General features: G+C 63.2%; 24 protein-coding genes. 4 read left to right on the forward strand and 20 right to left on the reverse strand.

Going from position 1 to position 26,266, the window contains the following annotated elements; genetic code table 11:
* Positions 1-9: 9 nt before the first annotated feature.
* Together ACTHN9_RS15015 and ACTHN9_RS15020 are read right to left on the reverse strand one after the other, a co-directional pair.
* Positions 10-957, reverse strand: coding sequence for a PDR/VanB family oxidoreductase (locus ACTHN9_RS15015; protein WP_440537563.1), 948 nt, complete (start codon positions 955-957; stop codon positions 10-12).
* An 8-nt stretch (positions 958-965) separates the two neighbouring features.
* Positions 966-2,021, reverse strand: coding sequence for a Rieske 2Fe-2S domain-containing protein (locus tag ACTHN9_RS15020; RefSeq protein WP_440537564.1), 1,056 nt, complete (start codon positions 2,019-2,021; stop codon positions 966-968).
* Between the two features lie 443 nt (positions 2,022-2,464).
* Between ACTHN9_RS15020 and ACTHN9_RS15025 the strand changes: the two genes are divergently transcribed.
* Both ACTHN9_RS15025 and ACTHN9_RS15030 read left to right on the forward strand, forming a co-directional pair.
* Positions 2,465-3,946: a benzaldehyde dehydrogenase gene (locus ACTHN9_RS15025; RefSeq protein ID WP_440537565.1), complete on the forward strand. Its 1,482-nt coding sequence runs from the start codon at positions 2,465-2,467 to the stop codon at positions 3,944-3,946.
* 146 nt (positions 3,947-4,092) lie between these two features.
* Positions 4,093-5,193, forward strand: coding sequence for an NAD(P)-dependent alcohol dehydrogenase (locus ACTHN9_RS15030; RefSeq protein ID WP_440537566.1), 1,101 nt, complete (start codon positions 4,093-4,095; stop codon positions 5,191-5,193).
* 150 nt (positions 5,194-5,343) lie between these two features.
* On the opposite strand, the gene ACTHN9_RS15035 is transcribed toward ACTHN9_RS15030, so the two are convergent.
* The 4 genes from ACTHN9_RS15035 to ACTHN9_RS15050 all read right to left on the reverse strand — a co-directional run bounded on the left by ACTHN9_RS15035 (position 5,344) and on the right by ACTHN9_RS15050 (position 9,896).
* A complete protein-coding gene (locus tag ACTHN9_RS15035; RefSeq protein WP_440537567.1) occupies positions 5,344-6,117 on the reverse strand; it encodes an SDR family NAD(P)-dependent oxidoreductase in 774 nt (257 codons plus the stop codon).
* Positions 6,118-6,163: 46 nt separating this feature from the next.
* Positions 6,164-7,063, reverse strand: coding sequence for an amidohydrolase family protein (locus tag ACTHN9_RS15040; protein WP_440537568.1), 900 nt, complete (start codon positions 7,061-7,063; stop codon positions 6,164-6,166).
* Positions 7,064-7,134: 71 nt separating this feature from the next.
* Positions 7,135-8,991, reverse strand: coding sequence for a feruloyl-CoA synthase (locus tag ACTHN9_RS15045; protein ID WP_440537569.1), 1,857 nt, complete (start codon positions 8,989-8,991; stop codon positions 7,135-7,137).
* Between the two features lie 122 nt (positions 8,992-9,113).
* Positions 9,114-9,896, reverse strand: coding sequence for a crotonase/enoyl-CoA hydratase family protein (locus ACTHN9_RS15050; protein WP_440537570.1), 783 nt, complete (start codon positions 9,894-9,896; stop codon positions 9,114-9,116).
* A gap of 190 nt (positions 9,897-10,086) precedes the next feature.
* Here ACTHN9_RS15050 and ACTHN9_RS15055 point away from each other — a divergent pair, with 190 nt between their 5' ends.
* Positions 10,087-10,545, forward strand: coding sequence for a MarR family winged helix-turn-helix transcriptional regulator (locus ACTHN9_RS15055; RefSeq protein WP_440537571.1), 459 nt, complete (start codon positions 10,087-10,089; stop codon positions 10,543-10,545).
* 93 nt (positions 10,546-10,638) lie between these two features.
* On the opposite strand, the gene ACTHN9_RS15060 is transcribed toward ACTHN9_RS15055, so the two are convergent.
* The 3 genes from ACTHN9_RS15060 to ACTHN9_RS15070 all read right to left on the reverse strand — a co-directional run bounded on the left by ACTHN9_RS15060 (position 10,639) and on the right by ACTHN9_RS15070 (position 14,188).
* Positions 10,639-11,715, reverse strand: a complete 1,077-nt coding sequence (locus ACTHN9_RS15060) for a porin (RefSeq protein WP_440537572.1) — start codon at positions 11,713-11,715, stop codon at positions 10,639-10,641.
* A gap of 74 nt (positions 11,716-11,789) precedes the next feature.
* Positions 11,790-13,049: an MFS transporter gene (locus ACTHN9_RS15065; protein ID WP_440537573.1), complete on the reverse strand. Its 1,260-nt coding sequence runs from the start codon at positions 13,047-13,049 to the stop codon at positions 11,790-11,792.
* Positions 13,050-13,315: 266 nt separating this feature from the next.
* Complete coding sequence (locus ACTHN9_RS15070) at positions 13,316-14,188, reverse strand: helix-turn-helix domain-containing protein (RefSeq protein WP_440537574.1); 873 nt, start codon at positions 14,186-14,188, stop codon at positions 13,316-13,318.
* A 154-nt stretch (positions 14,189-14,342) separates the two neighbouring features.
* Between ACTHN9_RS15070 and pobA the strand changes: the two genes are divergently transcribed.
* Positions 14,343-15,527 carry a 4-hydroxybenzoate 3-monooxygenase gene (gene pobA / locus ACTHN9_RS15075; RefSeq protein ID WP_440537575.1) on the forward strand — a complete coding sequence of 395 codons (1,185 nt, stop codon included), beginning with the start codon at positions 14,343-14,345 and terminating at the stop codon, positions 15,525-15,527.
* A gap of 72 nt (positions 15,528-15,599) precedes the next feature.
* Here the strand turns inward: pobA and ACTHN9_RS15080 are convergent, their stop codons facing one another.
* From ACTHN9_RS15080 to ACTHN9_RS15130, 11 genes are all read right to left on the reverse strand, one after another.
* Complete coding sequence (locus ACTHN9_RS15080; RefSeq protein WP_440537576.1) at positions 15,600-16,688, reverse strand: AI-2E family transporter; 1,089 nt, start codon at positions 16,686-16,688, stop codon at positions 15,600-15,602.
* 116 nt (positions 16,689-16,804) lie between these two features.
* Positions 16,805-17,761 (reverse strand): NAD-dependent epimerase/dehydratase family protein, encoded by a 957-nt coding sequence (locus tag ACTHN9_RS15085; RefSeq protein ID WP_440537577.1) that lies wholly within the window; start codon positions 17,759-17,761, stop codon positions 16,805-16,807.
* Positions 17,758-18,765 carry a fumarylacetoacetate hydrolase family protein gene (locus ACTHN9_RS15090; RefSeq protein ID WP_440537578.1) on the reverse strand — a complete coding sequence of 336 codons (1,008 nt, stop codon included), beginning with the start codon at positions 18,763-18,765 and terminating at the stop codon, positions 17,758-17,760. Before ACTHN9_RS15090 ends, ACTHN9_RS15085 begins: the two co-directional genes overlap by 4 nt.
* Positions 18,762-19,358 (reverse strand): cupin domain-containing protein, encoded by a 597-nt coding sequence (locus tag ACTHN9_RS15095; RefSeq protein WP_440537579.1) that lies wholly within the window; start codon positions 19,356-19,358, stop codon positions 18,762-18,764. Before ACTHN9_RS15095 ends, ACTHN9_RS15090 begins: the two co-directional genes overlap by 4 nt.
* Positions 19,355-20,164 (reverse strand): cyclase family protein, encoded by an 810-nt coding sequence (locus ACTHN9_RS15100; RefSeq protein WP_440537580.1) that lies wholly within the window; start codon positions 20,162-20,164, stop codon positions 19,355-19,357. Before ACTHN9_RS15100 ends, ACTHN9_RS15095 begins: the two co-directional genes overlap by 4 nt.
* The gene (locus ACTHN9_RS15105; RefSeq protein WP_440537581.1) at positions 20,161-21,384 is read right to left on the reverse strand and encodes an MFS transporter; all 1,224 of its coding nucleotides are present in this window, start codon (positions 21,382-21,384) and stop codon (positions 20,161-20,163) included. The genes ACTHN9_RS15100 and ACTHN9_RS15105 overlap by 4 nt, the downstream gene beginning before the upstream one ends.
* Positions 21,385-21,400: 16 nt before the next feature.
* Positions 21,401-22,531 (reverse strand): FAD-dependent oxidoreductase, encoded by a 1,131-nt coding sequence (locus ACTHN9_RS15110; protein WP_440537582.1) that lies wholly within the window; start codon positions 22,529-22,531, stop codon positions 21,401-21,403.
* Entirely contained in the window at positions 22,528-22,944 is a 417-nt protein-coding gene (locus ACTHN9_RS15115) for a Rieske (2Fe-2S) protein (RefSeq protein WP_440537583.1), read from the reverse strand. The genes ACTHN9_RS15110 and ACTHN9_RS15115 overlap by 4 nt, the downstream gene beginning before the upstream one ends.
* Positions 22,945-22,963: 19 nt before the next feature.
* Positions 22,964-23,914, reverse strand: coding sequence for a VOC family protein (locus tag ACTHN9_RS15120; RefSeq protein ID WP_440537584.1), 951 nt, complete (start codon positions 23,912-23,914; stop codon positions 22,964-22,966).
* Positions 23,915-23,946: 32 nt separating this feature from the next.
* Positions 23,947-25,107 (reverse strand): alpha/beta hydrolase family protein, encoded by a 1,161-nt coding sequence (locus ACTHN9_RS15125; protein WP_440537585.1) that lies wholly within the window; start codon positions 25,105-25,107, stop codon positions 23,947-23,949.
* 93 nt (positions 25,108-25,200) lie between these two features.
* Positions 25,201-26,115 carry a SphA family protein gene (locus tag ACTHN9_RS15130; RefSeq protein ID WP_440537586.1) on the reverse strand — a complete coding sequence of 305 codons (915 nt, stop codon included), beginning with the start codon at positions 26,113-26,115 and terminating at the stop codon, positions 25,201-25,203.
* Positions 26,116-26,266: the final 151 nt, after the last annotated feature.

The raw sequence follows: 26,266 nt of genomic DNA on the forward strand, positions 1-26,266 counted from the left end.
CGATCCGCTTTAAAGGTCGAGCACGAGCATCGGCGATTTAGACCTCGAACAACACGGCAAGAATCGATCGTTGGCGGCTTTTTCGTCATCCATCAAATAGACGTCGCGATGATCGGGCTCGCCCGACAGCACACGCGTCAGGCACGTGCCGCATACGCCCTGCTCGCAGGAGGTGGGCACTTCGACGCCTGCTTGCGCGAGCGCGGCGACAACCGTCACGTCGGGGGCGACGTCGATCACGCGTCCCGTCCTCGCCAAGGTCACCTGGAACGAGCCGCCGCCCTCCGGCACGCCGGGCGCCGCGAAAAACTCGCGATGCACGTTCGCGTCGCTCCACCCTGCGGCCTTCGCGGCATCCATCGCCGCCGCGATGAAACCCGTCGGGCCGCATACGTAAAGATGCGTATCGTCGGCGCGAGCTTGCGCGAGCAATGCGTCCAGTCGCAATCGCTCCCGCGCTTGCGCGTCGTCGAAGTATAGATGAACGCGCCCGGCGAACCGCGGCTCGGCAAGCCGTTCGCGAAATGCCGTCCGAGCCGCGCTGCGCGTGCAGTAGTGCATCTCGAACGCAGCACCGGCGCGATCGAGCGCCTCGGCCATCGATATGATCGGCGTGATGCCGATGCCGCCGGCCAATAGCAGCGAACGACGCGCCTGCGGATCAAGCGGAAAATGATTCTTCGGTTCGCCGATATCGATTAAGCGGCCCTCCTCCAACGCGTGCATCGCGAGCGATCCCCCGCGCGAATGGGCGTCGCGCAGGACCGCGATCAGGTACCGATGCGATTCGTTGGGGGGATTGCACAGCGAATATTGCCGTACGAGCCCATCGCGCAGCGTGACATCGATATGCGAGCCCGCGGTGAACGGCGGCAATGCCGCCCCGTCGGGATGCACGAGTTCGAACGCGCAGATATCCGTGGCGACGGGGAATTTTCGGGCGAGTTTGACTTGCATGATCGCGCTCACGAAGCGGTGCCGGGCACGGCGGCAGCGGCCTCTTGCCGCGCCATCAGCCGATCGATCACGCGTCGAGACTGTACGCCACCCGCGTCGATGTTCAGCTTCAGAAGATTGCGCTGCGGATAGTCGAGCAGATTACGCTGCTGCGCTTCGAGCATTTCAAGGTCTTCCGCAAAAATCTTGCCTTGGCCCTCGCGGATCTTCGCCGTGAGTTCGGCATCATTGGGACGGAAATTGCGCGCCATGCCCCAGAAATACCAGATCGACGTTTCCGTTTCGGGGGTGATGAAATCGACGACGATGCTGGACGCCTTGTGTCGGGGATCGGCATGATATCCCCCGTGCCCGGCATGGGCCACACCGACTTCGATCATCACGTGGCTCGGCGGCGTGAAGCGGCAAATCTGCCAGCGATCGCAGGGCACGTTGTCCGCCAGACCGTTGCCGCGTAGCGCCGCGGCCCAAAACGGCGGCGGCACGATGTTCTCCATGAAGCGCCTGGTCACGACCGTGTCGCCTTCGATTTTCGTCTGCGGGGCCGATTCTTCGATTTCCGCCTGACCGATGCTCGACGCATGCACGTACGTCTCGTGCGTGAGATCCATCAGGTTATCGATCATGAGCCGGTAATCGCATGCGATGTGGTAAAGGCCGCCGCCATAGGCCCATTCCGGATTGTCGGCCCACTCGAGCCGGTGGATCTGTTCGGGATCCGCGAGCGCCGCATCGCCGGGCCAAACCCAAATGAAGCCATCACGCTCGACGGCGGGATACCGGCGCGTTTGCGGAAACCCGCCTACGCGCTGGCATGGCATCGACGCGCACTTCCCGTCGGCGGCGACCGTGAGGCCGTGATAGCCGCAAACCAATTGACCGTCGCGAACGAACCCTAGCGAAAGCGGCGCACCGCGATGGGGGCAGAAATCTTCCAGCGCGGCGACGACGCCATCCTGCCCCCGGAAAAAGACCATCCGTTCATTGCAAATGCGCCGGCCGAGCGGTTTCTCGGCGAGTTCGCCCGGCGTGCAAGCCACATACCAAGCGTTTTTCAGGAACATCAGCCGCCTCCTTCTTTGTATACATTTTTGCCTATCGGCCGCTTCGAGGTGGACGATCTTCTGACCGCCGAGCACGATGAAAATGCCACTTTTCCTAGCATTCATCATTATTTCGACAGATCCGGGTCACGAACCGGCAGACCAAATTTGTCATCAACGCATCTAATTGTATACAACGAAGGCAAAATCGCCAGCGATCATGATGTTGCATCGGGTAAACGACTACACCGCGAGCGACACCGAATGGTGCCGGTTGCATCCGCAGAATCGCCCCCCTCGCTTCGCAAAATCGATGGTTGACATATTTGTTATGTGATATAACTTTCCAGAAGACGATGACCGCATGCAACCGCGGTCGTGCGATGCGCCGACATCGGCCGCGATCGCTGCATTGGGCGCATCCGCGGCAACCCAGAACGATTTCAACCATGGAGACATCGGACATGACAGACAGCCCACGCAATCCGCTCATCGACCAGCATGTTTGGACCGGCCGTTTGTTCGGCGGGGCGGACGGTACCTGGTTTGCAGCGGGCGAGACGCGAGACGTCACGGAGCCCGCCACGGGCGAACGGCTCACGAACGTCGGGCTGGCCCGCGCATCCGACGTCGCGCGGGCAGCGAAAGCCGCGGCTGCCGCGCAACCCGCGTGGGCCGCCCTGGCACCGCGCGATCGAGCCGCCATCATGCGGCGGGCAGCCGCCGCACTCGAACGCAATCTCGAACACGCGGCGCACTATATCGCTCGGGAAACCGGCGGCATTCCAGCCAAAGCGCAACTCGAAGTTGCCGAAGCCGCCACGCAGCTCCATATCGCGGCCGGCCTGCCGCTACAACCGCAGGGCCTCGTGCTGCCGTCCACCGCGGGACGGACCAGCTACGCGCGGCGCGTCCCGCATGGCGTTGTCGGCGTGATCTCGCCATTCAATTTCCCGTTGATCCTTTCGATGCGCTCGGTGGCACCGGCGCTTGCACTGGGTAATGCCGTGGTGCTCAAGCCCGATCCGCAAACGCCCGTCAGCGGCGGCTTCCTGATTGCCCGCGCGTTCGAAGAAGCCGGACTGCCGCCCGGCGTGCTGCAGGTTGTCCCCGGCGATGCCGATGCCGGCGCAGCCGTGGTCGAAGCCCCCGAAGTGCGGATGATCGCCTTCACGGGATCGACCGCTGCCGGCCGCAAGGTCGGCGAACTCGCCGGCCGTTTGCTCAAGAAGGTATCGCTCGAACTCGGCGGCAAAAACACGCTGATCGTGCTCGACGATGCGGACCTCGACCTGGCGGCGAGCAACGCCGCATTCGGTGCGTTCTTTCACCAAGGGCAGATTTGCATGGCGACGGGCCGCATCGTCGCGCATCGCAAGATCGCCGCCGAGCTGACACGCCGTCTCGTCGAAAAAGCCACGACGTTGCCGGTTGGCGATCCGGCCAGCGGCAGGGTCGCCATCGGGCCGCTCATCAATGCTCGGCAGTTGCAAAACGTCGATTCGATCGTGCGCGCATCGGTCGAAGCCGGCGCCGTACTCGAAGCCGGCGGCACCTACGATCGCCTGTTCTATAAGCCGACCGTGTTGTCCAACGTGCGCCCCGGCATGCGCGCATTCGACGAAGAAATCTTCGGCCCCGTGGCAGTCGTCACGCCGTTCGACAGCGACGACGAAGCCGTGGAACTGGCGAACCGCACCGAGTATGGCTTGTCGTGCGGCGTCATCGGCACCTCGCTGTCGCGTGCAACGGCTGTCGGCGATCGGCTCAAATGCGGCCTACTGCACATCAACGGCCAGACGGTGGCCGACGAATGCGTGAACCCGTTCGGCGGACGCGGCGATTCCGGTAACGGCGGCAGCATGGGCGGCCCGGCCGACGCCGAGGAATACACGCAATGGCAATGGGTCACGGTGAAAGGCGCGGCCGAGCGCACGCCGTTTTGAGACGCTTGAAAATCGCTTCGGAGCGGCACAGCGGCGCCCCCACGATTCGGGGTCGCCAGCCGCCATCGCATGGCATGGCAAGCGCCAATGACTGAATGACGAATGGCCTTCAAAGAGGGGCCCGACGTGAGCACGGAGACGAAACAATGAAAATCAAAGCAGCGGTGGTTCGCGAAAAAGGCGGCCCGCTTTCAATCGAAACGCTCGAACTCGAAGGACCGCGCGACGACGAGATTCTCGTGCGCGTCGTCGCAACGGGTGTCTGCCACACCGATGTCGTCGTACGCGACGCACTGTTGCCGACGCCGCACCCCGTCGTGCTCGGCCACGAGGGGGCCGGCATCGTGGAGCGCGTCGGGCGCAGCGTAACCAAGGTCGCCCCCGGCGACGCGGTCGTCATGACCTACGATTCGTGCGGCCGTTGCCCCGCCTGCGCCGCGCATGCACAAAGCTATTGCCACGCGTTCTTCCCGCGCAATTTCTTCGGGACGCGCAGCGACAGCTCGACCGCCCTCTCGAAAGACGGCGAGCGCATCCACAGCCATTTCTTCGGCCAGTCGTCGTTCGCCACCCACGCTGTATGCCATGAGCGCAACATCGTCAAGGTACCCGCCGACGCCCCGCTCGAATTGCTCGGCCCGCTCGCCTGCGGCGTGCAGACCGGCGCCGGCGCCGTCATGAATGCTTTGCGCGTGCCGGCGGGGGCTTCGTTCGCCGTATTCGGCAGCGGTTCGGTTGGGTTATCGGCCGTCATGGCGGCACGCGTGGCCGGTGCGACGACAATCGTCGCAATCGATCTGCACGACGCCCGGCTCGATTTCGCGCGCAGCGTCGGGGCGACGCATACGCTCAATCCCGAACGCGATGACGTCGTGGCGGCATTGATCGCCCTGACCGGCTACGGCATCGACTACACGCTCGACACGACAGGCAATGCGAAAGTCATACGCCAAGCGGCGGATAGCCTAGCGCCGCATGGTACTTGTGGCATCCTCGGTGCATCCGCGCCCGGGACGGAAATCGTGCTCGATGCGGTGCACTTCATGAGCGGCGGCCGGCGGGTCATGGGGATCGTCGAAGGCGAATCGACGCCCGATACGTTCATTCCCACGCTGATCCGCCTCTATCAGCAGGGGATGTTCCCGTTCGATCGCCTGGTGAAGTTCTATCCCTTCGACCAAATCAACGAGGCGATCGCCGATTCGCTCGACGGCAAGACGATCAAGCCGATCGTACGAATGGATTGAAGCAGTCAGAACCCGCCGCGCGATGTAGGACCGTGCGGCGGGTTTCAAATGGCAAGCGACAGAATCGGATCCGGACGAATTCGGGCCGAACAGCTCGATACGGCTACGGTTTCGACTCTGGCTTCGTTTGCGCGCGGCGTCGAATCCACTTCAACGCGGCGCCATTCTCAACGCGCCATCCAGCCGAATGACCTCCCCGTTGAGCGCGACGTTGCCGACGACGTGCAACGCAAGATCCGCGAATTCTTCGGGCTTACCGAGCCGCTTAGGGAACGGGATCGACTGCGCGAGCGATTGCTGTGTTTCCTCCGGCAAGGCATAGAGCAATGGCGTGAGAAACAGCCCCGGCGCGATGGTCACGACGCGCACGCCGAACTGCGCCAAATCGCGCGCGAGCGGGAGTGTCAGCGAGACCAGCCCGCCCTTCGACGCCGCGTAAGCCGCTTGCCCGATTTGGCCGTCATAGGCTGCCACCGACGCCGTGCAGACAATGACGCCGCGCTCGCCGTCTTCCATCGGCTCCGCTCGCGTCATGCGCGCCGCAGCAAGCCGGATGACGTTGAATGTCCCTAGGAGATTCACATTGACGATGCGCGCGAAGTCTTCCTGCGGCATCGCGCTGCCGTCGCGGCCCACCAGACGCTTCGCCCCTCCGATGCCGGCGCAGTTGACCAAAATGCGTGCCACGCCGTGCGCGCGCTCGCCAACCTCGAGCGCCGCCTCGACCGACACGCTGTCCGTGATATCGCAACGCGCCGCCTGGGCTACGTTGTGCCCCAGCTCCTCGACGAGCGCATGGAGCGCGGGTTCATTGACGTCGAGCAGCGTGACGCGCGCCCCCGACGCTACCAGCGCGCGCGCGGTCTGCGCACCGAGCCCCGACGCCGCGCCGGTCACGAGCGCCGCTTGATCTTTCGTTTCCATCGATTTCTCCGTCGTTTTCAGGCCCGCACAGGGCCTTGCAGATCATTCAAGCCGCCGGTGCGGACGACGCGGCGCCAAGCCCCAGCAGCCGCACGGCGTTCTCTTTAAGCAGCAGCGAATGCACTTCAGGCTTGAATCCCGCTTTCTGAAAATCCTCCAACCAGCGGTCGGGGCGAATCAACGGAAAATCCGAGGCGAATAGCATGCGTTCCTTCAAGAGCGTGTTGGCGTACTGCACGAGCTGCGGCGGAAAATACTTCGGCGACCATCCCGACAAATCGATGTAGACGTTCGGCTTGTGCAGGCAGATCGAAAGCGCTTCGTCCTGCCACGGCCACGACGGATGCGCGATCACCACCTTCATCTCGGGAAAATCGGCGGCGACATCGTCGACATAGATCGGCTCCGAATACTTCAAGCGCAGTCCTCCGCCCCCGGGCATGCCGCTGCCGATACCCGAGTGCCCACTATGGAACACGGCGGGCAGCCCGTATTCGGCGATCACCTCGTAGAGCGGATAGGCCATGCGATCGTTGGCATAAAACCCCTGAACGGTCGGATGAAACTTGAAGCCGCGCACGCCGCATTCTTCGATCAAACGTCTTGCTTCGCGCGCGCCCATCTTGCCTTTATGAGGATCGATGCTCGCGAACGCGATCATGATGTCGCGGTTGTTCGCGGCGAACTCGGCGATCTCCTCGTTCGGGATCCGGCGGCGCCCCATCTGGCTCTCCGCATCGACCGTAAACATGACGAAACCGATCTTGCGCTCGCGGTAATACTCGATCGTCTCGGGAATCGTCGGCCGCCGGCCTTGACGCAAGACAGTGCCGAAATACTTGTCGGCGGCCTCGTCGAATTCCTTGCCGAATAGATCGGGCGGCTGACAGCACGACACCTCCGCATGCACGTGCGTATCGATCGCGATTAAGTTGTCGATGTCCATGCGATGCCTTCCTTAATGATTAGGTATCCTAAATACAAGCACGATAAAACTGAAGCGTGTTCGGCCGCACCCTAGCCGCGCGGCAGCCAAATTCGCAGCGCGGCGTCGCCGCGATACAGCGCTTCGACGGTAGCCGCACGCTGCGCGAGAACCGCGCGCTGATTAATCGAGCCCTTATCGGTCAACTCGCCGGTCGCCAGCGACGGCGGCGGATCGAGCAGTGCCGCACGGGCCACCCGATTCGCACTGCCCGTGCCTTCGGCATGGAGCTTGTCGAGCATTTGCTGAAACGCCTCGACCACACGTGCATCGGCGAATACCTGCGCCGCTGGCGCATCCGGCGCTTGCGCCAGCGCGCGGCATGCCGTCAAGCTCGGCACAAGCAATACCCCTACTTCGGCACGGTCGTGGCCGGTGATCACCACATCGGCAACATACGGGCTACCCGCCTCGATCACGCGTTGCCGCAACGGCCCCACGCTGACCCATGTGCCCGTGTTGAGCTTGAAGTCCTCGGCCACGCGGCCGTCGAAGACGAACCCGCGATTCAGGTTCGACGGATCGAGCCAGCGCACCGCATCGCCGGAGCAGAAGAATCCTTCGTCGTCGAACGCTTCCCGAGTCTGCTCAGGCGCGCGCCAGTACCCGGGCGTGACGTTCGGCCCGCGATACCGCACCTCGAGCTTACGGCCCGCGCCATCGCCGATCGGAACAAGCTTCAGTTCGATACCCGGCAGCGGGACGCCGACCTGCCCGGCACTCACCTCGGTTTCGGCGATCATCAGCGCGGAAGGCGCCGTTTCCGTCATCCCGAGCCCCGTGTTCATCACAACCCGCTCCCCGCAGTGCGCGACCGCGCTCGCATGCAGACGGTCCCAGACGGGCTGCTCCAACGCCGCACCGGCATAGAACTGCATGCGCAACCGCGCATAGAAGCGCTCGCGCAGCGCGGCATCGGCTTCGAGCGCGCGGGCAATTTCCTCCCACCCCTTCGGCACGTTGAAATAAACCGTCGGCGAAATCTCTCTCAGGTTGGCAAGCGTTGTCGCCATACCGCCCGCAGTGGGTTTGCCGTCGTCGATATAGAGCGTGCCGCCGTGAAACAAAGTAAGCCCGAAGTTCTGATTGCCGCCGAACGTATGGTGCCAGGGAAGCCAATCGAGAAAAACCGGCGGCGCTTCGGCAAGGAACGGCCATACCGCCGTCTCCATCGCCAGGTTACTCGACCACATCCGGTTCGTATTGATCACGCCCTTCGGCATCTTCGTCGAACCGGAGGTGAACAACAACTTGACGATGGTGTCGCCGTTCGTCGCCGCACGGGCACGATCGACCGCCTCCGTCGCGTGCGTTTCCAATAAATCGGCAAGCGTCGTGCACGGGCGCCCTGCCGGCGCCGCATCGCTCACCACTACCTCTGTGCCGGCCGGCACGGCCTCCGCAATTGCAGCGCCGAACCGCGTCCCGTCATCGGCAAAAACCAACCCTGGCGTAATGAGCGAGACGATATGGCGCAGCTTGCCGAAACGCTTGTCGAGCAGCGAATAGGCCGGCGAGATGGGCGCGTACGGCACCCCCGCGCACAGGCACCCGAGCGCAACGAGTGCATGCTCGATCGAGTTGCCCGACAGGATCGCCACGGGCCGATCGGCACTCAGCCCGCGCGCGAGCAATGCCTCGCCCATACTGCGCGCGCAAGCAGCGGCCTGAGCGTAGGTCAAGTGCCGCCATTGTCCATCGGCACCGCGGCGCGCGATGAAAGTCCGCTCGGGCGCCACGGCAGCATGCTCGAATAACCGATCGACGACACGTTCGGGATACGTACCGAGCGCGGTGGTCGACCGCACGCGCAACGTCCCGTCGCGGCTTTCTGTCACTTCGAGGGGGCCGACGCCGAACTGCACGCGCCGATAGGGGTGAGTTGCCATCGAATGTCTCCTTCCGTCCTGCTCTTGACTGCGATTCTTATGACCGTCTTGTCGAGCACGTTCTTTGAAGCGCAACGCCGCGATGCCTCATGCAACGCATACGTGTACGTGCATGGATCGGACTATTTTGGCCACACCTTGGCTGCCCGGTGCTCCAGAAAAGCGGCTAGGCGATCTTGCGTTTGCGGATCGCTCAGCGCAACCGACGCCATCAACGATTCGGTCAGCAAACCATCCTGGATCGATTGATCGGCAATGCGCGGCAGCACTTGCGTGACCGCGTAGTTCGTCGTCGGCGAATTCTGTGCAATGCGTTCGGCCAGTTCTCGCGCCTTGGCGAGCCCTTCGCCGTCGCCCACAAGATATTGAGCGATGCCGGCATCGTAGCCCTCGCGCGCGTCGTAAACACGCCCCGTCAGCATCATGTCGGTCATGCGCGCCACGCCGATGAGCCGCGGCACGCGCACGGATGCCCCACCGCCGACGAAGAGGCCTCGACTGCCTTCGGGCAGTGCGAAGAACGCCGATGTCTCGGCCACGCGCACGTGGCAAGCGGACGCGAGTTCGAGACCGCCGCCGATCGTCGCCCCTTTCAATACCGCCACGACGGGCGCGCGGCCGAACTGAATCTGCTCGAATGCCGCGTGCCACATGCGCGAATGATGCATCGCTTCGACCGTGCCGCGCTCGCGCATTTCGGACAGATCGAGCCCCGCGCAAAAGTGCTCGCCTTCGGCGTGCAGGACGATGGCCCGCACGGTGTCGGGCATGGTTTCGAAGGCCCGGCGCAACTCCGCAACCAGCGGATCGCTGATCGCATTGCGTTTCGATGGCCGATTCAGGCAAACGAATGCCAAAGAGTCGGTGTATTCGACCTTGAGGAATTCGTACGAGGGTTGCGTCATAGCTACCACCAAGCGGTTGTTCGTGAGCGACGGTAATAGTTATATAACATAACTAGATGGGGTGACAAACGATCTCGGGTGGGCGTTTCTCAGCGTGGCCGGCACGCAATCCGCTGGCGACGGCATGTTATGATCGACACGCGTTTTTGATGCGCGATCCGATCACCCTTTCCCAACGCTTATGTCTTTGATGCTGCCCTCTTCCGGCGACGATGCAAGCGAGCAGGCGGACCAATCCGCGTTGCTCGATCTCGTGGGCTACAACATCCGGCGCGCCTATCTCGTCATTCAGGCGTTGTTCGACCGGGAGATGGAAAAGCACGACTTGCGGCAAGCCGAGTTCTCGGTGTTGTCGGTCGTGAAGGAAAACCCCGGCATCAATCAGCGCGCGCTCGCCGAAGCACTCGCCGTGGCGCCGCCGAACCTCGCGACCTTGCTCGACCGTCTGGAAGCGCGCGGATTGTTAACGCGCCAGCGCAGTACGGAGGACAAGCGCGTGCAGCACGTCGAACTGACGACACAAGGCGTGCGGCTGTATGGCCGGGCGCTGAAGGCCGCGGCCACTGCCGATGCGGGGGCACTCGCGCACCTGAGCGACGCGGAGCGCGAACAGTTGAAGGCGCTGCTGCGGAAGATTTTCGTCGAATGAAGAAAAACGGCACGGCGAACAGGTCGCGGTGCCGTTTAACGAAAACGAACGAAAGCGAACGAGAGCGAACGAGAACGAACGAGAACGGCCGGATCAGAACCGCGTCTGCAAGCCGATACGCCCGATGAACTGCGACGGGCTGCTGGATGCAACCATGACGTCGTTGATCTGCGCATTGGCCCCCGCATTCGCCCGCTGATAGATCGCGGCAACATAGACGTTCGTGCGCTTCGAGAAGTTATATTGCACTTCCGCCGTCAGTTGGTGCGCATGATTGTTGTTCACCGCTTGATTGCCCTTCATATACGAATAGACGCCGCTCACGAGCCACGGGCTATTGAACGAGTATGCCGCGCCGAACTCGGCTTGCCAAACGGCGGCGCCATTGAGTTCGTTGCGTACCGTCGTGAACAATGCCGTCGTGACGACTCGGCCGATGTGGTAATGCGCGCCGACGCCCCAATTGCGCACGCTATCTTGCACGCCCGCGACATCGGTCTTCACCAACGTATAGGCCGCGTTCGCACCGAACGGCCCGTTGACGTAGTTAAGCCCGAAGCTTTGCGCGTTGCCCGCGCCGATCGAACCGGCCACGTTGCCGAAGCCGTACATCGCACCAGCGGAAAAGCCGCCGAATGTCGGGCTCAAATACTTGACGGAATTGGGCACGCGCTCGCCGGCCATCCGATCCCAGTCGAACGAACCGGTGGGGTTGTTCGGCAACGCGAGGCCCGCGAATGGCCCATTACGAAAATCGTAGACCCCTTGCGCATAGAACGCGGCATCGTCGAAACCGAAAAACAGCGAATCGACCATGAAGTCGTATTGGTTGCCGAGCGTCAGCCGCCCCCACCGCTTATCGTCGAGTCCGACATAGGCATTGCGTCCGAACAAGCTCTGACCGGGCATGAACGAACCCGAGCCCAATTGGAATTGGTTCGTCAAATCGAACACCGCCTTGAGCCCGCCGCCCAGATCCTCCTTGCCGTCGATCTTGAGCAGGTTCGGCACCTCGATCCCGTCGTCGAATTTCACGACGCTTTTGCCGCCTTGGTTGCTGATATAGGACACGCCGCCGTCGATCAACCCGCTCAGGGTCACGGCGCTCTGCGCGAACGCATGCGAGGCGAACAGCGCCCCGGCCGCCGCGAAGACTGCTTTACGTTTCATCGAAATTTTCTCCTTGCCTGATCCGAATGGCTCCCGCGGTCGCTGCCGCGGCTGGTTATGAATCGGTGAACCGTTCATGCGATATCGCGCGAAGCGGCGAATGCCTCGCCTCTGGTAGCCGCACGCTTGCGCGGTGCCGTCTCGACGAGAAACAGCGCGACCACGGCACCGCCCGCCAACCCGGCTAACGCGAATTCGAGCGTGGCCGCCAGCCCGAAGTGCTGCGCGATAAAGCCGGCGATAACGGGCGCAAGACCGCCGCCGAAGATTTCACCGGTGCCCGAGACGAAGCCGACCGACGATGCCACGAGGCCGAGCGGCGCCGCCTCCGTGGCGATCGGCCCGCTTAGAAGGCCCAGCAAGCCCAAGGCGAACACGGAGATACCGAACAACAGCGCGAAGAGCAAGGGCGGATTGGCGCCCGTGCGGGAAAACACGTAAAGCAAGATCGCTGCGCCGACGAACGCGATGATCGCCGCCGGGCGCCGTCCGATGAAATCCGATACGCCCGCTACGCCGAACGAGCCGATGAAGCCGCCGAAGCCGATTGCCGATACGACGAAGCCCATGCTTTGCGTATCCAAATGAAGCACTTCGACGAGATAAGTCGGGACCATCGCGCTGACGACGAAGATGCCCGCCATCGCGCAAAGAATCGCGAGTGTGGCGAGCAGGACGTTGCGGCTACGGAACAACGCGGTCCATTTCGCCTTGGCATGCCCGAGGTCGGGATGCGGCAACGCGTTTCGCGGATGCTCGCGCAGCACCATCGCAATCAGCGCCGCCACGATTAGGCCCGGCACGGCCGAAATCATGAAGACCCAATGCCACGACGGCACGACGCGCAGCAGTTGCGTCGCGATAATCGGTGCAAAGCCGAGGCCCAGCAGCGAAAACATGCTGAGCTGCAACCCTTGGTTGAAGCCGCGGCGCGAAGGCAGCGAGGCCTCGCCCGTGGCCGCGACGCTGGCCGGCGTGAAAGCGCCTTCGGCGACGCCCATGATGGCGCGAATCAGCATCAGGCTTGCGAAACTGGCCGCCAGACCGGACAGGCTCGAAAGCAACGAGAAAGCCACCATCGTCACGACGAGAATCTTCTTGCGGCCGATGCGGTCGGACACCGGCCCCATTGCAATCGCCCAGACGCCCCAGGCCACACTGAGAATGCCGATGAGGCTGCCGAGCTGTTGAAAATCGAGGCCGAGATCGCGCATCATGTGCGGGAAGAGCGGCGCCACGATCCAGCGATCGAGGCCGACGAGGCCAAAGCCGAGGCCGAGCAAGAGCAGCGTCTTGCGCTCGTAGGCCGTGTCGTGCTGTAGGGGGTCGTTCATGGGTTCGTGTCTCCGATTGTTGTCGCGTTCGATATAGTTATTTTCGATATTTGTTATAACGCATAACGTTTACGCGAGCGATTGCAAGCCCGCGTTGCCTAGGGAAAACGCGGAAATGCTGCCGTGGGCGACAGAGCGGTGACGCAGGAGCCGTGCGGGCACCCTATGCTAGCGGGCACAGCGGCGGCGCCGCGCGCGGACAGGGCGAAGGAGCGAGGGCAACGGCGAAATAGCGTCGGGCAAAACGGTGCGAGGCGATACGTCGCTCAACTGCGTTTGCGAAACGCATTCGGCGTCGCGCCGGTGAGCCGTTTGAAGAAGCGCGTGAAGTAAGCGGGTTCCGAAAAGCCGAGCAGATCGGCGATTTGACTCACGTTGAGCGTCGTGTAGATGAGATTGCGCTTGGCTTCGAGCAGCAGGCGCTGATGCACGATCGACAGCGCATTTTGCCCGACGAGCCGCTGGCACACGGCGTTCAAATGCACTGCCGTCACGCCGAGCCGGGATGCATAGGCGGCAATGGCGAGATGCTCGCGATAGTGCTGTTCCACCAGTTTCGAAAAGGCTTGCAGATGCGATTGTCCGCGGTCGCGCCGCTCGCCGGCCCCCGCCTGCCGCGCCTGCTGCCTGGCGATCCACACAACGAGCGCACTGACGAGCGAGCGCAGCAGCAAGTCGCGCGACTGTGCCGGCGTGGCGTATTCGCGATCGAGCGTCCGGCACAGCGTGTCGAGATACGCGCGGTCCTTGCCGGCAGGATGACAGGCCGGAAATTGGAGGATGGGCTGTTGTGCGTCGACTTGCTCCTGAAGCCAGGCGACGAGCGGCGCAGCGAGCGTAATGACGAAGCCGTCGACATCATGGCTGAACCGGAAGCCATGTACGCACAGGGGCGGCACGATCTGGACCGACGGCTTCGAGATCTCCGTGCGCTCGCCTTCGATGTCGATGACCGCCGATCCCTTCTGCACATAAAGAATCTGTGCGAGATCCGCGTGGCGATGCTCGCGGATCTCCCAGTCGTGCAGGCTGCTGCGCGCCGGGATCGATTCGCAGTGCAGCAGATCGGGCGTATGCCAGTCGTGGCCCTCTCCGTATAGCTTGAAGACGGGGATGTCTTTGAGCGGCGAATAGTCCATACGCGGGCCTCGATATCCGTTTGATTTTGGCACGGCCGCCAACTTGGCGATCTTGGAAAAGTCCTATTCTATTGCAAGAATTTGCCTTCTCTCCGTGCGATGAACGTCGAAAAATACAAGCAAACGACGACACATCTTCACAGGAGACACCCCCATGAAAACCCGAGTCGCGATTATCGGCGCCGGACCATCCGGCCTGCTGCTGGGCCAACTGCTGCAACAGGCCGGGATCGATAACGTGGTGCTGGAGCGGCAAACCGGCGAGTATGTGCTCGGCCGAATCCGGGCCGGCGTGCTTGAACAAGGCACGGCCGATCTCATGCGCGAAGCCGGGGTCGGTGCGCGCATGGATGCCGAAGGACTCGTGCACGAAGGCGTCGAACTCGCGTTTCATGGCCGGCGCGATCGCATCGATCTCAAAGCATTGACCGGTGGCGCCACCGTCATCGTCTATGGCCAGACGGAGGTGACGCGCGACCTGATGGCGGCGCGCGAAGCGAGCGGCGGCACGACGATCTATGAAGCCCGCAACGTTCAATTGCATGAGGTGGACGGTCACGCGCCCTATGTCACGTTCGAGAAAGACGGCGAGAAGGTGACGCTCGAATGCGATTTCATCGCGGGCTGCGACGGTTTTCATGGCGTGTCGCGCAAAACGATACCCGCCGATCGCCTCACGCAGTACGAGCGCGTTTTTCCATTCGGCTGGCTCGGGCTGCTTTCCGATACGCCCCCTGTCAATCACGAATTGATCTACGCTAACCATCCGCGCGGTTTTGCGCTGTGCAGCCAGCGCTCGACCACGCGCAGCCGCTATTACCTGCAGGTGCCGTCGACCGAGAAGGTCGAGGATTGGCCGGATGAGCGCTTTTGGAACGAATTGAAAATGCGATTGCCGCACGACGTCGCCGATGCGCTGGTAACAGGCGATTCGCTTGAAAAAAGCGTGGCGCCGCTGCGCAGCTACGTGGTCGAACCGATGCAATACGGCCGGCTCTTTCTCGTGGGCGACGCCGCGCATATCGTTCCGCCGACAGGGGCGAAAGGACTCAATCTTGCGGCCAGCGATGTGGGCACGCTATATCGGATCCTTCGGGGCGTCTACGAAAGCGGCCGCACCGATTGGCTCGAGAAGTATTCGTCGATCGCATTGCGCCGGGTTTGGAAAGCGGTCCGGTTTTCATGGTTCATGACGAACCTACTCCATGAGTTTCCGCAGCGCGATCGTTTCGACAAGCAAATGCAGCGCATCGACTACGAGTACTACACGAGTTCGAACGCGGGATTGAAAACGATCGCCGAGAACTATGTGGGGCTGCCGCATGAGGCGATCGAGTAGCGGCGAACTCGGCCCCGTCGGATGGGCCGGGCCGGCCGTCGAGCGAAGAGCTGCCTTCGTTCGATCGGCAAGCTAGGCGTCCGCATCGGCTTGGGCCTGGCTGTCGCCGAGTGTATCGATCCCCGCTTCCGGGCGCCCATCGTGCGACAACACAGCCGCAAACCACCGGCTGCTCTCGAATTGCGCCGTGGTGATCATGATCAACATGGTGAGCGGGGTCGCGAGCAGCGCCCCCCATACACCCCAGAGCAGCGTCCAGATACCGAGCGCCAGCAGCCCGGCAATCGGATCGATGTTCTGGCCTTTGGCCTGCAGCTTCGGCAGGACAAAGTTGTGCGCCACGATAAAAATCGCTTCGATGGCCACAAACACGGCGATCGCGTGCCATGCCGCCGAAAACTGCGCGAAGGCCGAAAGCGCGGGCAGTGCGCTAGCGATCAGCGGACCGACGACAGGAATAAACGCGAGGATAAAGGCCATGGCTCCCCAGAAGGCCGTTCCTTTCACTTCGAACGAATAGCATGCCCCAGCGACGGCGAGCGCGATCGTGCCGTTGACGGCCAACTGCACGTTCATGTAGCTCTGGATACTGTTAGTGATGTGGATGATGATCGCGCGTTGCCTCGCCGCGCGCGCCGCGTGCCGTGCCAGGATGTCGAGCTTCGGATTGTTTTCGGGGTTGGGCACGGCGAGCATGAAGGTCGCAATAAGCAACGTCAGCAAGATGATCTCGACCGGTTCGTGGATGCCCGAAGCCAACCACTGCACGAGCGCGGGCGCGTCGATGTGGTTGATCGCCGTGCTGAAAAACCGCGCGCCCCGCATGCCCGTGGCATGGGCGATTCGCTGAGACAGGGCATCGAGCCGCGAAACGATCGTCGGTACTTGGTGGATCACCGAGCCGACGCCCTCCGCAAGCACATAGCAAATGAGCACGATTGCGAGCACCATCAAAGCGCCCGTGCCGAACCGCACCGCCCATCGCGGCGCTCGGGGCAGCATGCGTGACGTGGCCTGAACGACGGCATCGCCCCATATCCGCAGCAGTGTTGCAAGGAAGAACGGTACCAGCACGGGCTGAAGGTAGTGTACGAGGGCCATGCCGGCCGCAATGCCCGTCATGGTTGCCGCCACCGAGGACGGCGAAGTCGAATTGGCCATAGCCATTGTCCGGAACGTGCTTTCGATCGCCGCGATCATACCGCGAGCGGCATGATTTCCCGGCTACGAATTCGAATTCGGGTCAATGGTTGCGAAGAACGTCGCGCAGGCCGGCGCTAGAAACCTGAAAGTTCCAGCGCACGCTCGATCAGTTGCTCCACGGTACCGTCGTGGCGGAAGCCCAATGCCGCGGCACGGCGATCCTCCAGCGGCGGCTGCCGTCCAAACAGCTGCTCGATGGCGTCTACCGGCGCGTACTCGATTCGCGCCGCCCCGAAACGCCGCGCCAATGCATCGACGACGGCTTGCACCGAGAGCTGCAATACGGGCGGCGTCCGGACCCGCACCCCGCCCAACAGGTCGGCAGGCAATCGAGCCGCATGGAGCAAGTTATCGATACAACATGCGCGCGACATCCACCATGCGGTGGCCGTCGGTGAAACCGGACAGGTATAACGCTGACCTTCTTGCGCAACACGAAAAATCGCGCTCATGAATGCCGAACCGTGACCGGCCGAGATCCCCGGCCGCGCCACGATCCCGGGCAGGCGCAGCGAGCGCCCATCGAGCACGCCGCGCCGCGCCCCATCGCCGAGAATCTGTTCGCCGATCAGCTTGTGTACGCCGTAGCTGATGGCCGGATGCGCCGCGGTATGCTCGTCCATTCGTTCCGGCAGCCGCCCACCGTATACGGCGACGCTACTCGCAAAGACGATACACGGCACCTTAGCGTGTCGCTTCGCCTGCCGTGCCAGTCGGTCGAATAACACCAGCGTGCCGTACAAATTGACGCGATCGCCCAAATCCTGATCGGCTTGCGCCTGCGCACCGGGTACGCTTGCCAAGTGGAAGACAAGATCGACGGGCTCCGCCAGCGCTTGCTCAAGTATGTCCGGCGCGCCGAAATCGCCCAGGACGGCTTCGATTCGATCGTCTTGGGGAACGGCATCGAACTGCCGATCGAGCAGCAGCAATGCCGTCACGTCGCCTGCACTCGCCACGCCGTCGCTCAGCAGCCGCCGAACCAACCCCGCCCCCACGAAACCGTTCGCACCGGTCACGAGCACTCTCACTGCGCCTCCTCATCGACGGGTGAAGCGACGGCTCTCACAACGCGCTGGTCGATCGCGCCGAACGGCTGTGCTCCGTCGTCATCCCTCGCCACCATCCTGACCCGATCGCCGAAGCGCATGAACGCCGTTTTGGCCTGTCCTTCGTCGATGATCTCGATGACTCGCCGCTCGGCAATGCAAGCCGCGCCCGCGCTGCGGCTCGCATTCGATACGGTGCCGGACCCGATGACGGTCCCAGCGGACAAACGCCGCGTACGTGCAGCGTGCGCAATGAGATCGGCAAAGCTGAAGTTCATTTCGCCGCCGCTAGGATGCCCGAACCATTGGCCATTCCACTCGATGTGCAGCCGCAAACGAACGCGTCCATCGCGCCAGTGCGCACCCAACTCGTCGGGCGTGACGGCCACGGGCGCGAAACTCGTGGACGGCTTGGCCTGCAGGAAGCCGAAACCCGTCTTCATTTCGCGCGGGCCGAATGCGCGCAGGCTCCAATCGTTGATCTGCACGATCAGGCGGACATGATCCACCGCCCGCGCAGCCGGCACCCCCATCGGCACGCCGCCGAGCACCACACCGAATTCGCCCTCGAAGTCGATACCGTCCGCCTCATCGGGTAACGGCACGTCCTGCGTCGGCCCGAGAAAGTCGTCGCCGGCGCCTTGGTACATCACCGGGATCGTGTCGAAGTCGGGAATCGGCGGCGTATCGAACGCTCGTTCCATCAGGCGACCATGGTTCAAAAAGGCCGATCCGTCGCACCACTGCGGGCTGCGGGGCAAAGGCGCCCAGCAAGCTGCCGGATCGAACGGGAAGGCATCGGCGGCACGCCCTGCATCGAGATCGTCGTAGCGCGCCTGCAAGGGGCGAGCAACGTCATCCCAGCGTTCGAGCGCATCGATCAACGTGGCGGCAATCGGCGCTGCATCCAGCGCGAAGCGCAGATCGCGCGACACCAACGCCAAGCGGCCATCGGCTGTCGCGCCGGGCAAAGTGGCGAACTTCATTGCGCCTCCTTCCCGGTACGTGCCTGCAACGCCCGCGCAATCGCCGGATCGTAGACCCCATCGATCAGCACGAATAGCATCCGGCAGGGCCGCCCGGACCGATTGGCCCAAGCGTGGTTGGTTCCGCGTTGAATGACGACGCTGCCGGGCTTGAGCGCCACCTCCGAATCGTCGAGTACGAGCGTCATTTCGCCATCGATGACCACGCCGTAATCGATCGATTCCGTGCGGTGCATGAGCGGGTGCGGCGAATCGGCGCGAACGGTCGATGCGTTGGCGTCGCCCACCTGCGTGAACGCCTCGTGCATCTTGGCGGCGCCACGCGCAAGAAACTCCGATGTATCCGGCGGAATATCGACAAAGCGAAAGCGCGTGCCTTGCGCGGGCGGCGGCAACGTCAATGCGCCTACGGTCGGGTCCAGACCGTTATCGATGAGAGCCGGGTTACCCGATGTGCTCCATACCTCATGGAATACGGTGCCGGCAATGGCGGCGATTTCCTTAACGTTCGGCAGCGGCCCGTGCGAGACGATCACCGCACGTCCCTGTCCGTCGTGGCCCGTCACGATACGCTCGATCATCGGAAAGCTCATGCGGCCTCCTTGTCGGCATCGAAAATGGCGACCGCGCGCGTCCAGCCGGCGGACGCGCCACGAATCTTATGGGGAAAGCAGCTGATGAAGAAGCCGTGCGGCGGCAACGCTTCGAGGTTGTGCAGCTTTTCCAGATGGCAATAACCGATGTCGCGTCCGGCCTTGTGCCCTTCCCAGATCAGCGAGGTGTCGCCGGTCTCGGCGATTTTCTTGGCCGTGTACGAAAACGGCGCATCCCAGCTCCATGCGTCGGTACCGGTCAAACGTACACCGCGCTCGAGCAGATACATCGTGGCCTCGTATCCCATGCCGCAACCTGCGTTCACATAATCGTTGTGCCCATAGCGCGAACCTGCCCGCGTGTTCACCACGACGATGTCGAGCGGCTGCAACGTATAGTCGATACGTGCCAGCTCCGCTTCGACATCGGTTGCGGTGACGACGTAACCGTCGGGCAAGTGCCGAAAATCGAGCTTCACGCCCGGCTGGAAACACCATTCGAGCGGTACCTGATCGATCGTGATCGAAGGCTTCGCCTCGCCGAGGCTCGCATCCATCGTCGAATGGAAATGCCAGGGCGCATCGAGGTGGGTACCGCTGTGTGTGGTCAGTGTCACCCATTCCGCCGCAGCCGCTTCACCGTCTGGAAAGTCCTCGGGCTTCGTGCCGGGGAGCATCGCCATGAACTCGGGCAGCGTGTCGGCGTGCTTCTGGTAGGTGATCTTCGGTGCAAGCGGCGGCGGGTCGGAGAGCACGTCGTTCTCGAGATAGATCGAGAGATCGACGAACCGGCGATTGGGCTTCAAGATTGGACTCCTGATAAAAACGCGCGGCGTTCGAGCCGAGAAAAGCACAAGAGCGCCGCGGCGGCGATCAACACCGCTGCGATCCCGAGGCTGCCGTAGCCCGATTGCTTCACGAGCGTGCCGCCGAGTACCGGGCCGATCGCGGCGCCCGTCATCAGCATGGCAGGCGTCGCGGCGACGGCCCGGCCGGTTCGGTCGATCCGTGCCAACACGCCGAACGCAAAGGTATGGGAGAAAATCATGATCGCGGGCAGGACCGAGGAAGCTGCCGCGTACGGTGCGAACGCGACGCTTTGCGTGATGATCAGCGCGATCGCGGCTTGAAGCACGGGCCCCATTCGCAGCACGGTGCGGGCAGCAAGCCGCGTTTCGAGCAGCCCCGCGATGGGCGCGGGAAACACGTTGACGATGCCGCACGCCACGAGCGTTGCAGTCACGGCGTCGAAGGCGAAGCCGCGGTCGAGGCCGATACGCTGAACGAAGCTGAACACCATCGACTGAGTCAGCGACATGCAGCCGACACCGAGCATGCCGAACCATACGGCGCGCTCGAAGCGGGGCTCGTCAGCCTTCGTCGTATTGCGCGCGCGGCGAAGCTGCGGAAACGCGAAAGCGCAGGTCAACGTCGCCACGCCCATGACGCCCGCGAACACCCGGAACAGTGTCGGGCCGCCATGCGCCGCGATGAGCCCCGGTGTCGCGCCCATGAAGACGATGGCAAAAAGACCCAGCGCGAGCCCGGCGATCGCGAATAGCCGATGCGGTTGGCGGCTGCGCCCTATCGCGCCGTGCGTAAAACTGAGGCCGCATCCGGCGGCAAGGCCCGCCACGGCATGCAGCGCAGCCATCGCCGGATAGCCGCCGATCGCCGCGACGCCGAGAAACGCGAGCGTCGCCATGCCGAAGCCGCCCGTTGCCATCGCACGCGCCGGCAAGCGATTCAGACGCGGCGAGAACACCAAGCTGCTAAAGACGATGCCGGCTAGAAACAGCGCAGCCAGCAAGCCCGCTTGCTGCGGGTCGAGCCGATATGAGCCGATCAACGTGCCGACCCAGATCGGCAACGCCACCAGATCGACCATGCCCGCGCAGTGCGCGATCATCAATGCGCCCGTGCTCAGCTTGTCCAACGCAGCGGACGCCTCGGGCACATCGGACGCATCGGAGCCCACCGCCGAGTCGGCATAAGCCGGCGCCGTGCCGGAGAAGTTGGTTTCCATCGTGCCTCCGTTCGGGTTAGATCGGCTGCGCGAGACGCATGTGCGTCTCGTGCATGATGCGCGTGTGCTCTGCTTTGTCGCCGCCGGCAATCTCGATCTCGCCGAGCCGCCCGGAGTTCTCCACCACCATTCGGCAGCGCTCCCAGCGACGCGCCTGGAACGCTTCCAACGCACCGTTCACCGTCGTGCCCCGCCCCAGTTCCTCGGCGAGCACGATCGCGTCCTCCAGGCCGATGCCCGCGCCTGCCGCCATATGCGGGGTCGTTGCGTGCACCGCGTCGCCGACGAGTACAACGCGCGCGTCGAACCACGGCTGCGGCAGCAGCAGGCTTTCGAGCGGGCGATAGTTGCACCGCGATTGCGCGCTAAGCTGCGCACGGATCGATTGAAGCAGCGGCACGCCGAACGGTGCCAGCAGATCCGACAACAAGCCCGGCCATGCCTCGGGATCGATATGGTCGTTCGTCGGCCTATCCTCGGTGACGAAGAGATACATCTTCTCTTCCGAAACCGGATTGACGCCGGCCTTGACCTTCTGCCCCAGCCACATCGTCGCGCAGACGATGTCCGCAGGCCGCGGCACCACGGCGCGCCAGACGCCCTGGCCGGTATAGCGAGGCTTGGGGGCATGCGGGAACACGGCTTCGCGTACCCGCGAATAGAGGCCGTCGGCGCCTATTACCAAGTCGTAGCTGCTTTGCGTGCCGTCCGTGAATGCCACGTCTACCTGGTCGTCGCGCCGCTCGATCCGAGTGAACGTGCAGCCGAGCCGCACGTTCACCCCAGCCGAGCGCGTGGCCTTCGCGAGAATGTCCGCCAACGCCGGGCGCATGATCGCGCCGCCTCCGGGCACGTCCTCTCCCGCCACGCGCGGCGTCGGCAGCGTGCCGATCGGTTGGCCGCCCGCGGTGAACAGGTTCACGCCATCGCCGCCGTATCCTCGCTCGAAGAAGGCGTCGAGCACGCCGATCGTGCGCAGCGCGCGCAGCGTTGGGCCCCCGATGCTGATGCCCGCGCCATACGAGCGCCAGCCTTCGTCGATTTCGACGAGTTCGACCGTGAGGCCGAGCTTCGCACACTGAATCGCCGCCGCCATCCCGGAGAAACCTCCGCCGATGACGAGGACGCATTGAAGAGGGGCGGTCATTTGTTGTCTCCTTCTTGCATTCGGTTCTGGTTTTGATGCGTGATGGGTTGAGCGACGAGTCGCGCCTCGATCAGCACGATGTCGCCGTCGCTCGTCACGTCGATTTCTACACACTGAAGATGCTGACCGAGGCACGGCCCGAGCAGGCATTTGCCGCTCGCGATGTCGAACTGCGCGCCGTGCGCATGGCACACGATGCGCGTGCCGTCGGCATTCAGATAAGCGTCCTTGCGCCAAGCCATCGGCGTATCGCCGAAATGCGGACAGGCGTCGCGATACGCACGAAGTTCGAGGCCATGGCGCACGACGAAAAGCGTGTCGTATCCCGCCCCGTCGGGATCGAAGCCTCGCGCGCCGGGATCGCGCAGGTCGCCGATATGCGCGAGGCGAATCGCGGGCAATCGCTTGGACATGGTCGGACGGTCCGCTCGATCATTGCGCCTTGGCGCCCGCCGGCGGCGGACCGCCCGGCGCCCACTTATCGCGGCGCTGAAAGAGAAAGAGCTGCGACGCGTCGGCGCCCATCGGTGCCTCGCGGGCCGTCCACTCCCCGTCGTGCAGGTCCATATCCGCGTCGTACTCCACATGGCATCCGAGCGGGCTGTTGAAATACCAGAACCAGTTCGAGCCGAAGCGGTGACGGCCCGGGCCCCAGAACGACTGGTAGCCCTTCTCGACGAAACGTGTGCCGGCTTGCAAGACCTCGGTCGGCCCGCCCATATGGAACGTGAAGTGCTCGCATCCCTTCATGAACGGCGGGGTCTGGATCATGAACAACGTGTGATGATCGAGCGTGCCGGCCGGCTGCAAGAACGGGCCGACGCCCGTAAAGCGGTCCGTGCAGCGAAAGCCGAGACGCTCGACGTAAAACGCTTCGGCCTTGGCGGCATCGGGTACGAAGTAGACGACGTGCGAAAGCGTGCGCGGCGTGAGAACGGCATCGTCGCGCACAGCCACGATGTTCGGAGCGCGCTGCGCGGGTGCGCCCGGCGCGTTCAACGGCTCGGCCGGCAGGGTCAGCGAACGGCGTGCGGTGACTTGGAAGCCGATCGCGAAACCCATGTCGTCGGTCGCTTCGATCGAGCCGTCGGCAAGCTTGCGGACTTCCCGATCGCGGCACAATTCCGTGGCGATCGCATCAAGTGCGGCGGCATCGGCCACGCCATAAATCGTCTTGCGCAGCATGCTCGCCGTGCCGAGACCCGGCGGCAAGCGCGGATCGTCGCGGTGCGCGATTTCGACGCCGGTACCGTCGAGCGCTTCGAAACGGCCGCCGGTGTCGTCACAGCGAACGGGCAACAGGCCGTAGTCGATCAGATATTGAGTGCAGGCGGCAATGTCGTCCACGCCGAAAACGAGCGTATCGGGTCCGATGATGTTCATGAGCGATCCGTGCTGATTGAAAGGGGAATGAGTCAGAGCGCGGTGTGTCCGCCGAGCGTTTCGGCGATCCAGTCGGCGATGAAGTGGCCCGCATTGATCGAGTTGTCGAAGCTGGAATGCTGTACGCCGCCCTCGCGCTCGGTAAAAATCTTCAGCGCTCGCTTCGGGCTGTTCACCAGTTGCTCGTAGGTGCGATGCGCCCAGGCAACCGGAATCTGCGAATCCTTCGATCCATGCGTGACGAGGAACGGCACCTCGATACGATCGAGCACGCCGTCGAGATGCACGTCTTCGGCGATCCGCATGAAATCGTCGATATCTTTCGCGCCCCACACCCAGCAGACATGCTTCCAGTAGTGCGGCACGGGGAAGCTGCCTTCGCGCTGCAAGCGCCTTTTCTGAACGTCGCGCCAGTCGTGATTCGCGCCCCACACCACGCCGCAGGCGAAACGCGGCTCGAATGCGACGGCGCGCGGGCAGTAGTAACCGCCCAGCGAAACGCCCTCCATGCCGATACGCTTGGAATCGACGTCATCGCGGCCTTGCAGCCAATCGACAATCGGGCTCGCCCAAACCTCCGAGTTGTACACAGCGTGCATGCCATGCAGACGCAGCGCTTCGCCGGTACCGGGCTGATCGACGATCAGCGAAGACACGCCGCGCTGCGCCAGCCACGCCGGCAGGCCCACGAAGTACTTCATCTCCTTGGTCGAATCGAGCCCGTTCACCTGCACTAGCAGCGGGCTAGACGCGCCAGCATGCTTCGCTTTGACGAGCAGGCCGGAGAGAGACTGCCCGCCGTAGGGAATCCTCACGCGTTCGCAGAGATCGCCTCGCATAGCGATGCTTTTGTCGAACGTATCGAGCGAGCGCCGGTACAAATCGACGCGGCCCGGCGCATCGTGTGCCAACATGCGCTCGGCAGTGATCAGATAGATCGCGGCTCGCTTGTACTTCTCGCCCGCCGACAACAGCCGCCCTTGCGCCTCGTCTTCCGCCGCCAGATCGCAAAGGCGGTCGGCTGTCTTGACCCACGCCTCGCGAAACGCGCGTGTACCTTGCTCATCGGGTTGGCCCGCCGCCTCCCGCAGCGGCTCGCACATGTCCGCTATCTCGCCGATCCGTGCGCCCATTTCGATGGCGAGATTGACGGATAGATCCCAGACATAGTTAGTAGGAAAGTAGCGAAACATAGCCGATTGCCTTGGTTGAAATGGGGAGTTACCCGATAGCGACGCTCACGATGGCGCGCTCGCTCGCACGCGCGCGGGAAGAATGGGCGACGCTCAGCCTTTTCGCCCGAAGCCCGGCCACAACGGAATGGCGATGTTCAGCCAAACACTGTTGCTCTTGGTTGTGTTGGCGGCATAAACGCCTTGCTGATAATTGAGATTGACGTTCCAGCTTCTGGCGTCGTACACCACCGACGGGCCGATGCCGAAGGTCCTCATGCGATTGCCCACGTTCACCCCGTTCGCCTTGTCGTCGCCGAACTGATTCAGATAGGCGCCGACCACGCCTACCTTCCACGGCCCGAGGTTCCAGCCGGCAGTGAACTCGGCGACATAGCCGTCGCCCGAGCGGTAATTCGTCGTACCGTTTTCCGTGTTCAGCAGCAGACGATTCGAAATACCGAGGTCGATTCCGTTGGGCACGTTGTAACGGACCGAGAGCACCGGTTGCACCGAGGTATAGCCCACGGCCACACTCGGCTTGACGGGGCTGTACGAACCCGTTTCGAACGCGAAATCGATCCCCGACGCGATCGCCAGGTTCTGAGAGAGATGCCATTGCAGCAGCACCGGCGTGACGGTGATATTCGTGAGGCCGTTTTGCGTGCTCGACTGTCCGAATACGCTCGTATGCAGCGAGACGACCGGAACGACCAGTTGCGTATAGACGTTCGCGCCGAGCAGGTGGAACGGATACGCTACTAGCAGACGCGTCGTTTCCGAATACGCCGAGAGGCTGAACGGAATCGGCAGCTTCTTGCCGTCGTTACCGTACAGGCCGTTCGAGTAGGTGTAGTTGAACTGTTCCAACGCAAACAACCCGGGGATCGGCGGCAGATTGGCCATGTTCGTGCCGACCGCACCCGCGGGATAAGGCGATACACCGCCTTCGAATGCGTGCGCTTGGTTCATCGAACCGGCGGCCAACATCGCGCAGCCGGCAGCGGCCGCAATCAGTTTCCTGGACATGCTGTCTCCTCGACCTAGGGGCGCTCGCGCCGCCTGGCGTCTCTTTAATAGTGAAAGCGCGGTGCGAACGGATGGCGTACGGCAGTCGCTCCCATCCGAAAAACCCCTGTCGCCGGCCTCCCGGTGCGTCGCTCTATGCGATGTCGCTTCG

The sequence above is a fragment of the Trinickia sp. genome (assembly GCF_051953405.1).
Lineage (GTDB): Bacteria > Pseudomonadota > Gammaproteobacteria > Burkholderiales > Burkholderiaceae > Trinickia.